Below are 14,163 nucleotides of genomic sequence, written 5' to 3' on the forward strand. Positions count from 1 at the left end.
CACGGTCCCCGAGGTCTCCGAGTGCCCTGCCCTGACCATAATGAAGACTCGTATTCGGTTCATGGTCTCCTTGGATTTGACATCTTTCCGGGGCTGCTGCCGTAGGCCGGTCGTTCGGCTCGTTTTGACAGAATTTTCGTTCGCCATCAGCGTGGAGGAAAGACGATGAATTTCAAGGACAAGACCGCTGTCCAGTTCGCGAAGGAAGTGCTCGGTGGCCGCGAGATCTCGGCCGCCGATTCGTGCATTCTGGTGAAGCAACTCAAGCACGACCACGCCTTTGGGTACGCGCGCAAGGTCCTGGCGCGCGCGCGCAAGAGCCGGGTCGACGACGCCAAGCTGGCGAACTGGCTGCGCCAGCAACACGCCCTCTGCACGTACAAGGACCCCGACCTGCCGGCGTCGACGCGCTTCGACCTCGCACTCGAGATCCTCGCAACGGGCGAAGACCTCGGCGCGACGAAGGACCAGGAGACGCTGGGGCTTGCCGGTGCGATCCACAAGCGGATGTGGGAGGTCGACGCCCAGCGCGACCACCTCGAATGGTCGCTCAGCTTCTACCGCCGCGGCTACGAGGAAGGCCTCGAGCCGGATGCAGGCTACACCGCGATCAATGCCGCCTACGTCGCCGACCTGCTCGGCGTGGAGTCCGCGGCGGACGCTAAAGGCGGGCTGACCGCGCAGACCGCTGCGGCGTATCGCAAGTTGGCGCGCACCATTCGCGAGGACATCATCCAGACGCTCGTGCCAGGCGCGGAGGCGCCCGGGAACAGCGTCTGTGGGCAGTGGTGGTTCGTCTGCACCATAGCCGAGGCCTGCTTCGGCCTCGGTCGCTACGAGCAGGCGAGCGAATGGCTGCGACGGGCGGCAGCGATCGAGGGTGTCTCGGAGTGGGAGTTCCAGTCGACGGCCCAGCAGCTCATGCAACTGGCGCGACTCCAGTCCGCGGGCGACGTCGGCAGCGGCGAAACGTTCCGCGATTCCCCGGCCGGCAGGGCCTTGCTCGCCTTCCTCGGGGACGACGCGCTCGGCCTGCAATCGGCATACCTCGGCAAGTTCGGTCTCGCCCTCTCGGGCGGAGGCTTCCGCGCATCCCTCTACCACATAGGTGTCCTCGCGCGGCTCGCGGAGCTCGATGTCTTGCGCAACGTCGAGGTCATCTCCTGCGTCTCGGGGGGCTCGATTCTCGGGGCCCACTACTACCTCGAGGTGCAGAAGCTGCTCGAGTCCAAGACCGACGTCGACATCACGCGCCAGGACTACATCGATGTCGTCCAACGCGTGGCGCGGGATTTTCTGGCGGGTGTCCAAGAGAACATCCGTTCGCGTCTCGGCGCATCCTTGCTCACCAACCTGAAAATGATCTTCCGCCCGAGCTACTCGCGCTCCGACCGGCTGGGGGAGCTCTACGAGGAGTGCCTCTACGCGCGCGTTCAGGACGGCAAGGGGGGGAGCGAACGCTTCATGACGGACCTGTTCGTGAAGCCGAAGGGCTGCGCGACGGACTTCACGCCAAGACGCGACAACTGGCGTCGCAAGAACAAGGTGCCGACGCTGATCCTGAACGCGACGACGCTGAACACGGGTCACAACTGGCAATTCACGGCGTCGTGGATGGGCGAGTCGCCGTGGTCCGTCGACCCCGCGGTCGACGGGAACTACCGGCTGCGTCGGGTGTACTACGCGGACGCGCAGGGAATCGAGATGAAGGATGGCGAGCGACGCGGCGTTCGACTCGGGACTGCGGTGGGGGCTTCGGCCTGCGTTCCCGGCCTGTTCGAGCCGATCGTGCTGCGCGGCGTCTACGCGAACAAGACGGTGCGACTCGTCGATGGCGGCGTGCACGACAACCAGGGTGTCGTCGGCCTGTTGGAGCAGGACTGCAATGTGCTGCTGGTGAGTGACGCGAGCGGGCAGATGGAGTCGCAGGACGAGCCGAGCAACAGCGTCATCGGCGTCCCCCTGCGCTCGAACAGCATCCTGATGTCGCGCGTGCGCGAAGCGGAGTACGACGATCTGGTCGCGCGCCGAAGCACGTCGCTGCTGCGCGGCTTCATGTTCGTCCACCTCAAGAAGGACCTCGACGTGGAGGCGGTCAACTGGGCCGGGTGCGACGAGCCGGTCGAGGCGTCGGACGACGCCCGCCCGGCAGAGCTCCGCGGCCCACGCACGCGCTACGGTATTCGCAAGAGCGTGCAGCGACGCCTGGCGGCCATCCGAACCGACCTCGACTCGTTTTCGGATAGCGAAGCCTACGCGCTCATGGTCAGCGGCTACCGGATGACCGAATTCGAGTTCCCGCGCACCGTGTCCGGCTGCGAAGCTCCTGCGGAGGAAGCCGTGCAGTGGCCGTTTCTCGCGGTGGAGCCGGCGATGGACCGCGCCGACGACTCCGGCAAGCTGCTGGAGTTGCTCTCGGTGGCCAACCAGGGAGCATTCAAGGTCTGGAAGCTGTACCCGCCACTGAGGATTCTCGGCTGGATCCTTATTGCCGTCCTCGCTGCCTGCGCCGCGTGGGGCCTGTGGAAGTGGCGCGACGAGGCGGTGATCACCTACCAGACGATCGGCATTTTGCTGCTGGTCCTGATTGCGAGCGCGGTTGTCGGCAAGGGCGTCATGCGCATCGCGCGCTTCCGTGAGACGGTGAGGAAGATTCTTTTCGGGATCGGGATGGCGCTCATCGGGTTCAGCGCGGCGAAGATCCACCTCGCTTTCTTCGACAAACTGTTCCTGAAGCTTGGGCGGATCGAGCGCTTGCTGCCGTAGCCCGGATTCCTCACCAAGGAGTCGATCGAGCCCTTGCCAAGGGAGAGAGAGTTGCATTCACCAGGAAGAGTGTGCACTTTGCGCACTTTGCAAACTGGCGATGGGAGTCGACGGCCACGACCCCATCTCTACTCTGCGGAGAAGCGCAAACACGGAACCGGGAGAGGTCACGATGAGCCACGACAAGAGCAACAAGTCCGACCCATGCACAGGCCACGAAGCTTCACGGATCGAGGACCTCGAACGCACCTGCTTCGTCATCATGCCTTTTGGGCGCAAGGAGGTCGACGGACGAGAGGTCGATTTCACGGCGATCTACAAACAGCTCTTCGAACCCGCAATCAACGCCGCAAGGACGCCCGAAGGCGAGGCCTTGATTCCGAAGCCGACGGACATGGAGGCTTTTTCGGGCTCGATCAACCAGGACATGTTCGAGTACATCATGTACAGCCGCGTCGCCTTCGCGGACATCAGTGGCTTCAATCCCAACGTCTTCTACGAAATCGGCGCGCGGCACGCGACCCAGGAAGCGGGCACGGTCATCTTTCGACAGGGCAGACAATCGATTCCCTTCGACATCGCCACGATCAAGGTCTTCGAGTATTGCGACCCGACCATCCCCGGCGCCGACGAGTCCCGCGACTTGATCACCAGGGTGCTCACCGATACGCTCAAACGAAATCGCCTCGACAGCCCGGTTCGCCTCGCTCTGCGGTCACAATGCAGACCTCCCGGAATCCCCGGGGAACGTGGTCTAATTTTGGACAGTAGGTCGGCGAAGGCCGTCTCATAGCGGAGACTGGCCGACCTCGATGCGCAGCCATTTTCCGCCGGGGATCCTGGCGCCGAGACCAGTGAGCTTACGGCACAGCTGTTCTTGGGCATAACGGCGTGCGGGTTGCTGTAGCGGCTCCAGGCGAACGACCACCCAGTGTTCGTCACTGCGTACCCAGCCATGGCAGTTGAAAATCGCATAGAGCAGGTCCACCCGATCGCTATCCTTGGCATAGCTGTCGTCAAGCCAATCGAGAAGCTGGCGGCGCACGTTCCATACGGAACTCGTGACGAAGTCGAAGAGATTCTTGCCCTCGTTATCGATGGCGTTGAAGGAGCGGTAATCGGACAGCCCCGTGACATTGACGCGCTCGGGCAAGCGAGCCTTGTCAGCCTGGAGTTGTTTGAGTTGCGTTTCGCTCACGGCGATGGCCGCAGCAAGCCGCCGATGCCGACTGTTGTGGCGCTCACTTCCGTCCCGATTGAAGCTGGGTTGAGTCTTGGCCTGTTGCTTGTAAAGCTTGGCGAGATGGCCCTGGGTGCTCGCAATCTGCTGCGCAAGCCCTTTGATCTGGGGATTGGCGATGTCCTGTTTGTCGCTCTCGGCCAAGCCGAAACCCGGATGGTAATGATAGGGATGACGCCCCTTGAGGTGTTTGAAAGTGTTCTCCGAGGCGCCCCAGCGACTGAGCATCGCGGTCAGCACCTCTTGCGGCGACCACTGAAGGTCAGCGTCCCAGCAGAGCACGCTGATGCGGTGATTGGTACGCAAATTCCACAACACCACCCGACGCAGGTCGAACGTATGCGCCAGCTCGGCCATGCCGGTGTCGGGATCGGGATCGGGATCGGGATCGGGATCGGTTTTAGGTGGGTAGAGGCACGCCTTGGTCTCTTCGAGCAGGCGATAATCCGTGCCGTTCATCGACACGCTGTGCGTGAAGTCTGCGGCCGGCAAGGCCCTGAGCCGCGCAGGATTGGCGTTCTTCTCCCAAGTGATGAAGGGGGTGCGGCGGCGCACGAGTTCGCTGAAAAAGCCCAGCCCATCGCCCTCACGGTCGAAGACCTGTACCGGCGGGGTTCCCAGGGACTGTTGTCGCGCATACTCGCCAAGCTTCAGAATCTGAGCGCGCAGGTCTCCCTTGCCCTCCTGAATGTCGAAATAGACGATGCGCCCCTGTTCGTCACAAGTGACCAGATTGGTCTGTCCGGGCATCGGCATCCGCCGCTGTGTATTCCAGGCCGCATGCACCTTGTCCTGTCCGGTATAAGGCAAGAGATGACCGTCCGTAAACCACAGCCGGGTGGCGACCAGGCCGCAGCGGATCTGATCGGCAAAAAACGCCTTCAACAGCGCCTCGGCCCGCGACTTGCCGGCGACGTCATGGAACCAGGACCACAGCGTGTCGAGAGCGGGTAGCCGCCCCAAGCCCAGGAGCCGTCCCGCCTCCTCGCGCCGCTCATGTTTGAGCTGCTCAATGGAGCGGATGTTACGCACCGCCATCAGCACGAACACCTGGAAGATGCGCCAACCGTTGCCGAACAGCTGGGAGAGTCGTTGCATCCACTGCCCTTGGCTCATCAGGACCAGCAAGACAGGGAAAATGCCGGCATAGCGGCTGGCTTCCCAGTCATGGTGTTCCGCATAGGGAAGCTCGATCACTGCGGCGGGAACCTGTTCCGGTGAGGCCTGCTCCGCGACTGTCTGGCGGCTCGGCTGATCGACACGCACGACCTCTTCGAGGGGCGCTTCCTCCAGCGCACACCGCGCCGCGGCTTCGCCATCCCACGCGAGTTCCTCTTGTGTTACTTCCGCGGTCAGCCTCTTCTCGGCACGCCGCAAAGCTTCGAGTTCGCGGGCCTTGGAGCCGGGGCGGCGTTTGTCAACATGCAGCCGACCTTGCCGTTCTTCGCTCACGCTGTGGCTCGGACTATAGCCATGCAGCAGGCCGGTCACCCCAAAGAGCCGATAGCACTCGCGATAGTTGTGCAGCGTCTGGCGACTGAGATTGAGCACCTCGGCCAAGCGCGTCTGGTTCAGCTTCCTCTGTAATAACTCAACCACCAGGAGGCGCCGCTCGGCCTTGTCGGCAAGATTCACCCGTTTGCTCAGACTGCCATGATGATAAAGGTCACCCTGGCTGCGAGGGCCACGCGGAAGGTGCAGACAATAGCCTCTGCCCAAGTCGAAACGGCCTTCCTGCTTAACCGCTGGTTCCAATAACTCGCTCTGCGTCACCCCTCACCCCCAGGTCCCCGCTGCCTGACGCGATTCTAGCATGAGATTTATGCTTATTGCACTTGTTATTGCGTATTTACAATAGGATATAAGCATCGTTGTCCAATAAACGTTTTCCGTTCCCGGCGTGACGAAGGTCCAAAAAACGACGATAAGGCTTTTGAATCACGCGGTTAGCGGGGCGTCTGAGTCGCAATTCCGGGAGGTCTGCAATGGGGCGGCCAGCCGGAGCCCCCCCGCGACGGCGGTGCACTGGCCTTTCCGCCCGATCAGTCTCACGATCCGCTGCGCCAGCAAGCTGCAGCAAGCCAGGCCACGCTGCAGGCGCTTCAAGATCGACCTGGGCCCCAGCGGCGACAGGCTCGAGCGCGCGGAATCGATGCGCAAGGCGCAGACGCAAGCCACGCCTCCCGCAGATACGCCGTGGTGCTTCTACGACCTTGCCGAGATCCATTTGTACCGCTGCGATCACGACGGCTTCATCAGGCAGGTAGTGGCAGGGATCCTTGACGCTCCCCGGAACTGACCCGCTCTTGCTCACCAAAGCTGACCCATCAAGCGTGACCCAGTGAGCCCTGGTTGAGGTCCGCAGCGATTCCCGGGAACCGAACTTCGTAGTCCCCCACGCTCGGTCGGTAGGCCACGCCGGTTGGGCATGCGTCAGCGGGCGGAAGCCCGGTTGCCCGCTCTGCTGATCGCGCGCTGAAGCCCCCTTCGCCAAGCTCGCCGCGTCCGCCCAGTTCGCCCGCCGCCAGGTTGCGCTCAAGCCTCGCCAGATCTCCGGCACCGCGACAGGAAGCACGGCACAGGCCCATTCTTCCCGCACGACGTCGTGTGGGGAGAAACCGTCATGGAATTCCGACAGTGCGAGGCGTGTCGTCAGCCGTTCCGGCCGCGTCCGCAGAATCCCGACCAATGCTTTTGTTCCGCCGCCGCCTGCCAGCGCGAACGACGGCGGCGTTGGCAGGCGGCCAAGCGCCAGAGCGATCCCGACTATCGCGAGAACCAGAAGCGTGCGCAGAAGGCCTGGGTGGAGCGTCACCCCGACTACTGGCGCACGTATCGAGATCAGCATCCGGAGTACGTCGCACGCAATCGGGCCCGGCAGCGGGAACGTGCGCCCGCCCCGACCGGCGTTGCAAAGATGGACGCGTCAAAGGCGGGAATTGCTTTGCCATCAGGCACTTATCGTTTGTCGCCGGTGGTGGACGCGTCGTTTGCAAAGATGGACGCGTGGATGGTCGAAATCACCGTTATTTCAGCCGGTTGCGCCTCGCCATGAAACCCCTGCCGCGGCTTGCAAAGAGAGGACTCGATCGCCTTGCGGTGGCCGCCTTGCTAGGCTGGATGCCATAGGAGGTCAAGCGCATGGATCACACGGCCGCTACGGCCCAGACTCTGGATTTGCACCGCCTGGAGTTGCGCTACGCCGAGCTTCGGGTGCTGGATACGGCGGCGATCACGCATCTGGCCCAGTCGATCGCGCTCAATGGCCAGCTCGTCCCGTGCATCGCGGTGGCCGGCGAGGGAAACTCGGCGATCCTGCTCGACGGCTATCGACGCGTCGCCGCGTTACGGCAACTCGGCAAGGATACGGCCGAGGTCGAATGCTGGGACGGCGATCCGGTGCAAGGCCTGCTGGGCGTGTTGGCACGAACCCGCAGCCGCGCGTTTGCGCCGATCGAAGAAGCGCTGCTGCTGCGCGAACTGATCGCCAGCGCCCCCCTGAGCCAGCATGAAATCGCCCGCCGCTGCGGTCGCGACGTGAGCTGGGTCAGTCGCCGCCTGCAACTCGTGACGGTCCTCTCGGATGCGGTGTTGACGGCGGTACGCCAGGGAAAGGTCTCCACCTGGGCGGCGGTCCGGATTCTCGGCCCGTTGGCGCGCGCCAACAGCGCCCACGCCGAACGGCTACTGGAGAGTTTGCGCACGGCGCCGCTGACCACACGGCAGCTGGTGACCTGGTTCGCGCAGTATCAAGGCGCTTCCCGGACCGTGCGCGAGCGGATGGTCGAGGCCCCGCAATTGTTGCTCAATTCGCTGACCGCCAAGGCCGACGAGAAGAACGCCGATCGCCTGCGCGAGGGTCCGGAAGGCGAGGTGCTGGCCGACATCCGCATTCTCGACGCGGTCAGCGCCCGCCTGGCTCGACGTTTGTCCGCCCTGGCGCCCTCGCCAGCGGACCTGCCGCCCGCCGTCACCGCCGCGGTCGGCGCCTTGCAACCGGCGCTGGCGTTTCTCCAGTGCCACCTGAGGAAGGTTTTCCCCGATGAAATCGCCCGAGATTCGTCAAGCCGTCCAGACGCTGCATCAGCAAGGTCTGGCGTTACGCGAGATCAGCCGGCTGTTGAAGCTGTCGCGTAACACCCTTCGCCGCATCCTGCGTTCTCCGGCGGCTTCCCCGCCCGGTATGCCAGCGGCCGGCACGCGTGAACCCAGCTGTCCGGCGCCGGTTCGGCTTTGGCTGCCCTCGGCCTTCGAGCGCGCGCGCGGCAATGGGGCCCGCATCCAGGAGATGCTGGCGGCAGAAATGGGCCTTCGTCCGGGCTACAGCACGCTGACCCGCTGGATCCGGGAAGCCGATCTGCGCACCCCGCCGAAACGTGCCGGCGCGTATTACTTCGCCCCGGGCCAGGAGATGCAGCACGATACCTCGCCGCATCGCGTGATCCTGGCCGGCAAGCCGCTGACGGCGCAATGCGCGTCACTGATCCTGGCGTATTCGCGGCGGCTCTTCGTTCAGTACTTTGCGCGTTTCACGCGTTTCGAGGCCAAGCAGTTCCTGCTCGATGCCGTCCGTTTCATGGCCGGCAGCTGTGCGACCTGCGTCATCGACAATACCAGCGTGATTGTCGTCGCCGGAGCCGGCGACGAGGCCGTGTTCGCACCCGAGGTGGTGGCCCTGGCACGCACACTGGGTTTCGCTTTCCGTGCGCACCCGGTGAACAATCCCGATCGCAAGGGGAGGATTGAAAGACCTTTTTCCTGGATCGAAGGCAATTTCCTGGCCGGGCGGACGTTTCGCGATTTCGCCGACCTGAACGAGCAGGTGCTGGCCTGGTGCGAGAACGTGGCCAACGCCAAACCGAAGCGGGCGCTGGGCGTGGCGCCGAGCGCCGCCTACGTCGTGGAGAAGCCTTGTCTGCAGCCGCTGCCGGCGGTGCTGCCGCCGGTCTATCAGGTCGTCGAGCGGGTGGTCGATCTGCAAGGTTTCGTGTCGATTGAGACGAATCGCTATTCGGTGCCCGAACGCTGGGTGGGCAAGGCGCTGAGCGTCTATCTGTATGCGACCGAGCTGCGGGTCTGCCGGGGTGAGCAGCTGCTCGCCGTGCATGCCCGTCTGCTCGGCGTGCGCGATGCGAAGCAGAAGCTGCCCGGGCATCACCCGACACCGCAGCCCCGGCCGCGCACGCCGCCGCGCGAGGCGGCTTTGTTGCAGGGGCACGATCCGCTGCTCGATGCGTACGTGGCGGCGCTGGTCCGGCAGGCGCATGGCCGGGGGGTACGGCCCCTGCGTCGCTTGCTGGACTTCAAGCGGACCTATCCGAAGGGGCCTTTGCTGGCGGCGGTGGCGCAGGCGCTGCAGTTCGGGCTGTTCGACCTGGGTCGTCTGGAGCACATGATCCTGCAGCAGGTGGCGGGGGATTTCTTCAATCTGGACCGGGGTGACGACGATGCGTGAGCGTTTGAAAGCCTTGATCGCGCAGATGCGTTGGTCGGGGATGGCGGCAGTGCTCGATGAGGAACTCGACCGGGCCGAGCGGCAGGGGACGCCGGTTCCGGAGGCGCTCTTTCGTTTGTTCAGCGCGGAGGACGCGGCACGGCGAGAGAAGAGTCTCGCTTATCGCCTGAGCCAGGCGCATTTGCCTTGGCCGTGGACGTTGCAGTCCTTTCCTTTCGCGCGTCAGCCGAGCGTGAACAAGGCGCAGGTGATGACGCTGGCCGGACTGGAATTCCTGCGCCGGGGCGAGAACGTGTTGTTGATCGGTCCGCCAGGGACCGGCAAGTCCGGGATCGCGGTGGGACTGCTCCGCGAGGCGTGTCTGAACGGTTATCGCGCGCGCTTCTACAACGCGCAGGCTTTGCTCGATGCCTTGTATGCTTCGCTCGCCGACCGCTCGACGGTGGGGCTTCTCAACCAGTTGTGCCGCATGCCGCTGATCGCCATCGATGAGCTGGGCTACCTCAATCTGAAACCGGAACAGGTCAACGCGTTCTTCCGCCTGATGGATCAGCGCTATAGCCTGGGGCTGTCAACGATGATTTCTACGAATCTCGATCTGCCCGACTGGTACGAGTTGTTTCAGAAGAAGCCGCTCGTCGATGCGCTGCTCGACCGACTTCAGCACCGTTGCATCATTCTGCGCTTGAGCGGACCTTCTCTGCGCAGTGAACCTGAAAGCGCTGCGACGATCGCGACCGAGGCCTCGACAGCGGCGGCTAAACGCTCGGCGTCGAGGAACATCGCCCCAACGGACGAGTCCTCAGCGTCCTGAAGGCGCGACGGCGCGTGCATTTACGCGCTCGCCGGCCGCCGACCTGCTCGCCCGCTCGCCCACTCGCCCACTCGCCCACTCGCGCCCAGAGCGTGCGCCGGGAGGGTCACGATGGTCAGTGGCTGAAGCGGCGATCGGGGCGAGTTCGACACACACACGAGTACCGGTCTCCATGGCAGTAAGCCCGATACTGCCGCGCTTACTGCCACCCCTCAGTCTCGTGCCCCTCCGCTGCGTCAAGGGAGGCTTCGCCAGGCTGCAAAAAGCCGCAGCCTGCCCTTGACCCAGCTCCGAGGCTTTCCTGCCGCACGCGCCAAGCGCATCCATCACCCCAAAAAAGAAAAGATCTGCATCGGACGGAGCGTGTCGCCGAGCCGCTGCCACACTTCGTTCGATCACTGCCGACATCGTGCAGATCGCAGACTCCCGCGCATCTCCTGGATCCGTTCCAGTGAGCGAAAAAGGGTCAGGTTTCGTGAGCGCCGAGGCAGGGATCGAGTACTCGACGGCGCCCTGGCAGCTGGAGACCTTTCGGAACACGCTGCAAGGCACTCTGGTCAACAATGGCATCGACCTGCCCGGGCTGTCGGACGGAATTCAGATTATGGACAAAGAGATCGAGAATCGGAAAGAACGCGAGCGTGAACGTTCATGACCGAATTGATCTTGAAGACGCGGTGGCCGTCAGCAACGAGTTGATCAGCCAGCCGGGCAAAGAATGGCGAACAAACGCCCTGCAGAAACAGAACGTTTAACGATTCTCACCGTTGGCCGTTTCAATCCTTCCTGAACAAGCGGCCAATCATGCGCCGCCAGATGTTCAGAAAAATGCTACGTTCCTGCCTCCAGGCCAGGAGTTCATCGACAGCTCGCTCCGGAGTGGTGAACCTGCCCGTCTGCCGCGATAAATAGGCCGGATACATGATCAGTACGCCGGCAACGAGCTGATCCAGTGTTAGCGTGCGCGTGCGCCGAAGCGGCGGCATCAGGTCTACGGTCAGCCCCCAGCCGGCATAGAACGGTTGCCCGTAGCACACCACCTTCTTGCCACGCAACAGCGCTTCGAAGCCGGTCAGCGAAGTCAAAGAATGCACCTCGTCGACTTCATTCAACAAATCACTCATGGCCACATCCACCACCACTTCGTCACACCAAGAGCGGCATCTTCCTCTTCCTCTCCCTGACGGCGCAAGCCGGCCGCGACGTCGGGATGTGGCTTGTAGATCACATAGGCATCGGGACTGGCCAGGCGTACCGCGCGAAGCAGATCCCGGTTCCGGCGAATACCTGGGGCACCATAAGCGAGAGAAGCGTCCGACTCCACTTGGCCGGGTACCAGAATCACTCGCGTCAAAGGCGACCCCGCCGAACTCCCACCGCGGGCAGCTGCGGAGCAGGCGGACGCCTGCGGCAGTGGTACATGCCTGCGAGTCTGTGCTGGTCGACACCACCCCCCTCCTCCGACGTTGTACTTGGTCACGCCGGTCGAAACCAGGCGCTTCCGCAAGAGCTGCGCCCGCGCCAGCAGGTCCGCCTCGAAACTACCGGTCTGCAACAGCACTTCAAGATCTGAAGGCCGAGTTGCATCGTAATAAATCCCTCGTCCGTCCATCACCCATGACAAGGGACGCACCAGATCCGCTCCCAGCCCCACCGAGCGCAGAAAGCCATCCTCGATCCTGACAATCCCGGTCTTTTCAGTAACCAAGGGAAGCGCGGGAAGAAGCGCCTTGCGCCCCCAGATTGCCACCACTGCCTGCTCAGGCAGGGCGTCAGCGGTGCCGGCAAAACGCACCCGGGACCCCTGAAAGAAATCTCTGACAATCGGCTTCTTCCACCCTGAAAAACCAATCGCCCCTATCTCAGGCGGAAAACGCTCACGCATCCGGCGCTGCAGACCCATCCAGTCAAGCAGGCGCTCCACTTCGCAGCGCTGGCCTGTTTCGGGATCGATATAGCGCGCATAGTCCACCAGCGTCGCATGCACCAGGCTCTCCAGCGGCACCGGCCGGCGCCGCGAAGGCGCCTTGAGAGCATCCACCGTGAGGCCCCAGCCGGCATAGAAAGGCATGCCAAAGCTGCGCACCCGCTTTCCCCAAAGCAAGCCCTCAAAACCGATTTGCGAGGTCACGACATAAACCGCCTCGGCCTTCTCCACGAGCATCACCGGATGAACATCCTGCGCCAGAACACACACCCTGGGATTCCTGGCCGAGGCGACGAGATCGAAGTGCCCCAGCTTGGTTCCCGCCGCCACCTCGGGATGGACTTTGAGTAGCACCTGGCAATCAGGATTCTCGGCCAACGCGGCCGCCAGCATCGCGTGAAAACTGGATGCGTCGGCCAAGCCATAGCGGATCGAAGCGTCACCGACCGTTTGATCGACCGCCAACACGTAGCGCCGCGCCCCGACAAAGTGCGCGGCACTCGCGCCTGATCCGGAGCATGGGGGTGTCGACGCAACGTCCCGGTCTTGAATGGGTGCCTGCAACGGCGGCAACCATTCTCGCGCGTGGTTGTATTTCGACACCCGAGCCGCCCGCCAGCGCGCGATCAAAGCTTGCGCCCGGACCTGCCGGCCATCCGTCAGCGCGGTGGCGACCAGCTCTTCCAGGCGCGATGGATTGCCTGCGTCATAGTAGATGCCGAGATCGTCGACGACAATCGAAAGCGGCGGATCACTCTTGCCCAGCCCTACCGAGCGCAGAAACCCGTCTTCCACGCGCACGACCGGCATGCCAAGGCCTTTGGCGACTTTCTCTGCCTTCGCCGCACTCGGCTTGCGGCCCCAGGCAAGCACCCCGGAGAGCCCCTGCCTGCGCGTCGTCAGGCCAAGAAACGTGACTTCCGCGTCAAGCAAGGCCGGAAGTCCCGGCAGGCGCGCCATGGCGCGCGACGTGGTGCCGAACACCGCCGTGGTCAAGGCTTCCGCCGAAAGTTCGACATTCAATCCCTGCTGCTGCCAAGTCCGCAGGAGCATGCGTTCTGCGGGCCAGTTGTGACGACTCCCTGCCAGTCGACGGCCATTGGCATGATGATAGGGTAGCGATCCGCTAGCCGTGCTGCCAAAACCCATGCCACGAACACTTGACCACGATCCCAGCAAAGACTTCGCCCAAGCCAGAAACAACAGCCCCGCGCTGGGCGGCGCCTGCAAGGCTCTCACCAGTTCGGACCAAGTTTGCAGTGGCACCGTCAGCAGCCGGGTTCCGTCCTGCCAGGACGCTTCAAATCGGCGCCAATCCTGAAGTCTGAACGCCATTTCCGGGCCGCTCACCACCACCCAGTGCACCCCTTGCGGCACCGGACCCGAAAATCCCGGCGCCGTGACCCACACATCGACGCGCGCACCAATATCGAGCGCGCGACTGGAGCCCCCGTTGAACTGGTTGAAGCGCACCACCACACCATGCCTATCGATCTCACTACCCAGGCCGGAGCCGATCAGACTCCCGCCGTTGCCAAGCACGCAGAGGCCATGTGCACTTCTGTCCAGCAGCCACCGAGCGAACTGCTCGCGCCACTCTCCTTGCATGAGTCGTACACGGCTCTTGATTTCACACTTGATTTCACACGCCGGACTGTTCCCGAATCGCTCTCCTGGCGGGTATCCCGCCTCAGTCAGCAAATCAAATGCCATCCGCTGCTGCGACCCAGCCAACTGCTCTGATGCCTGCGCCAGCAACGGTCGATGCCGCTGTGCCAACGGCCGCCCCAGATCACGCCGAAACATCAAATAGCCCAACAAGCGCTGCGGACTTCGCCCCCGGGCCCAGATTCTGCGGTACAGGCGCAGCGTGCGCTGGTCGTACCAACCTGCCACGCGGCGGCGCCGTGCGATCCATGCCAGCACTGCCAGCGGCGCCCAACGCGTCCAGCGCGGCAAGC

The 14,163-nt window shown here is 63.5% G+C and carries 11 protein-coding genes; 8 read left to right on the top strand and 3 right to left on the bottom strand.

Translation table 11 applies throughout. The features are described 5' to 3' along the window. Positions 1–165 precede the first annotated feature (165 nt). Together V5B40_RS14095 and V5B40_RS14100 are read left to right on the top strand one after the other, a co-directional pair. Positions 166–2,766: a patatin-like phospholipase family protein gene (locus V5B40_RS14095; protein WP_332355090.1), complete on the top strand. Its 2,601-nt coding sequence runs from the start codon at positions 166–168 to the stop codon at positions 2,764–2,766. 172 nt (positions 2,767–2,938) lie between these two features. Next, on the top strand, positions 2,939–3,559 hold the full coding sequence (locus tag V5B40_RS14100) for a hypothetical protein (protein WP_332355091.1): 621 nt from the start codon (positions 2,939–2,941) through the stop codon (positions 3,557–3,559). Here the strand turns inward: V5B40_RS14100 and V5B40_RS14105 are convergent. Beyond that, positions 3,554–5,641 (bottom strand): helix-turn-helix domain-containing protein, encoded by a 2,088-nt coding sequence (locus V5B40_RS14105; protein ID WP_332353771.1) that lies wholly within the window; start codon positions 5,639–5,641, stop codon positions 3,554–3,556. The two genes, V5B40_RS14100 and V5B40_RS14105, sit on opposite strands and share 6 nt — an antisense overlap. A gap of 385 nt (positions 5,642–6,026) precedes the next feature. Between V5B40_RS14105 and V5B40_RS14110 the strand changes: the two genes are divergently transcribed. From V5B40_RS14110 to V5B40_RS14135, 6 genes are all read left to right on the top strand, one after another. Further along, positions 6,027–6,305: a hypothetical protein gene (locus tag V5B40_RS14110; protein WP_332355092.1), complete on the top strand. Its 279-nt coding sequence runs from the start codon at positions 6,027–6,029 to the stop codon at positions 6,303–6,305. 324 nt (positions 6,306–6,629) lie between these two features. After that, positions 6,630–7,061: a hypothetical protein gene (locus V5B40_RS14115; RefSeq protein WP_332353602.1), complete on the top strand. Its 432-nt coding sequence runs from the start codon at positions 6,630–6,632 to the stop codon at positions 7,059–7,061. Between the two features lie 86 nt (positions 7,062–7,147). Continuing rightward, a complete protein-coding gene (locus tag V5B40_RS14120; RefSeq protein ID WP_332353601.1) occupies positions 7,148–8,143 on the top strand; it encodes a ParB/RepB/Spo0J family partition protein in 996 nt (331 codons plus the stop codon). Continuing rightward, positions 8,049–9,461: a Mu transposase domain-containing protein gene (locus V5B40_RS14125; protein WP_332353600.1), complete on the top strand. Its 1,413-nt coding sequence runs from the start codon at positions 8,049–8,051 to the stop codon at positions 9,459–9,461. Before V5B40_RS14120 ends, V5B40_RS14125 begins: the two co-directional genes overlap by 95 nt. After that, complete coding sequence (gene istB, locus V5B40_RS14130) at positions 9,454–10,275, top strand: IS21-like element helper ATPase IstB (protein ID WP_332353599.1); 822 nt, start codon at positions 9,454–9,456, stop codon at positions 10,273–10,275. The genes V5B40_RS14125 and istB overlap by 8 nt, the downstream gene beginning before the upstream one ends. A gap of 451 nt (positions 10,276–10,726) precedes the next feature. Then, positions 10,727–10,930 (top strand): hypothetical protein, encoded by a 204-nt coding sequence (locus V5B40_RS14135; RefSeq protein ID WP_332355093.1) that lies wholly within the window; start codon positions 10,727–10,729, stop codon positions 10,928–10,930. 121 nt (positions 10,931–11,051) lie between these two features. Here the strand turns inward: V5B40_RS14135 and V5B40_RS14140 are convergent, their stop codons facing one another. Next, the gene (locus V5B40_RS14140) at positions 11,052–11,399 is read right to left on the bottom strand and encodes a capsular polysaccharide export protein, LipB/KpsS family (protein WP_332355094.1); all 348 of its coding nucleotides are present in this window, start codon (positions 11,397–11,399) and stop codon (positions 11,052–11,054) included. Continuing rightward, positions 11,396–14,161, bottom strand: coding sequence for a glycosyltransferase family 29 protein (locus tag V5B40_RS14145; protein ID WP_332355095.1), 2,766 nt, complete (start codon positions 14,159–14,161; stop codon positions 11,396–11,398). Before V5B40_RS14145 ends, V5B40_RS14140 begins: the two co-directional genes overlap by 4 nt. Positions 14,162–14,163 lie beyond the last annotated feature (2 nt).

It is taken from the genome of Candidatus Accumulibacter meliphilus (assembly GCF_036625345.1).
Lineage (GTDB): Bacteria > Pseudomonadota > Gammaproteobacteria > Burkholderiales > Rhodocyclaceae > Accumulibacter > Accumulibacter meliphilus.

Bases quoted from the DNA above. Each gene is read 5' to 3' on its own strand.
- V5B40_RS14095 (WP_332355090.1), top strand. From the start codon at position 166: ATGAATTTCAAGGACAAGACCGCTGTCCAGTTCGCGAAGGAAGTGCTC.
- V5B40_RS14100 (WP_332355091.1), top strand. From the start codon at position 2,939: ATGAGCCACGACAAGAGCAACAAGTCCGACCCATGCACAGGCCACGAA.
- V5B40_RS14115 (WP_332353602.1), top strand. From the start codon at position 6,630: ATGGAATTCCGACAGTGCGAGGCGTGTCGTCAGCCGTTCCGGCCGCGT.
- V5B40_RS14120 (WP_332353601.1), top strand. From the start codon at position 7,148: ATGGATCACACGGCCGCTACGGCCCAGACTCTGGATTTGCACCGCCTG.
- V5B40_RS14125 (WP_332353600.1), top strand. From the start codon at position 8,049: ATGAAATCGCCCGAGATTCGTCAAGCCGTCCAGACGCTGCATCAGCAA.
- istB (WP_332353599.1), top strand. From the start codon at position 9,454: ATGCGTGAGCGTTTGAAAGCCTTGATCGCGCAGATGCGTTGGTCGGGG.
- V5B40_RS14140 (WP_332355094.1), bottom strand. From the start codon at position 11,399: ATGAGTGATTTGTTGAATGAAGTCGACGAGGTGCATTCTTTGACTTCG.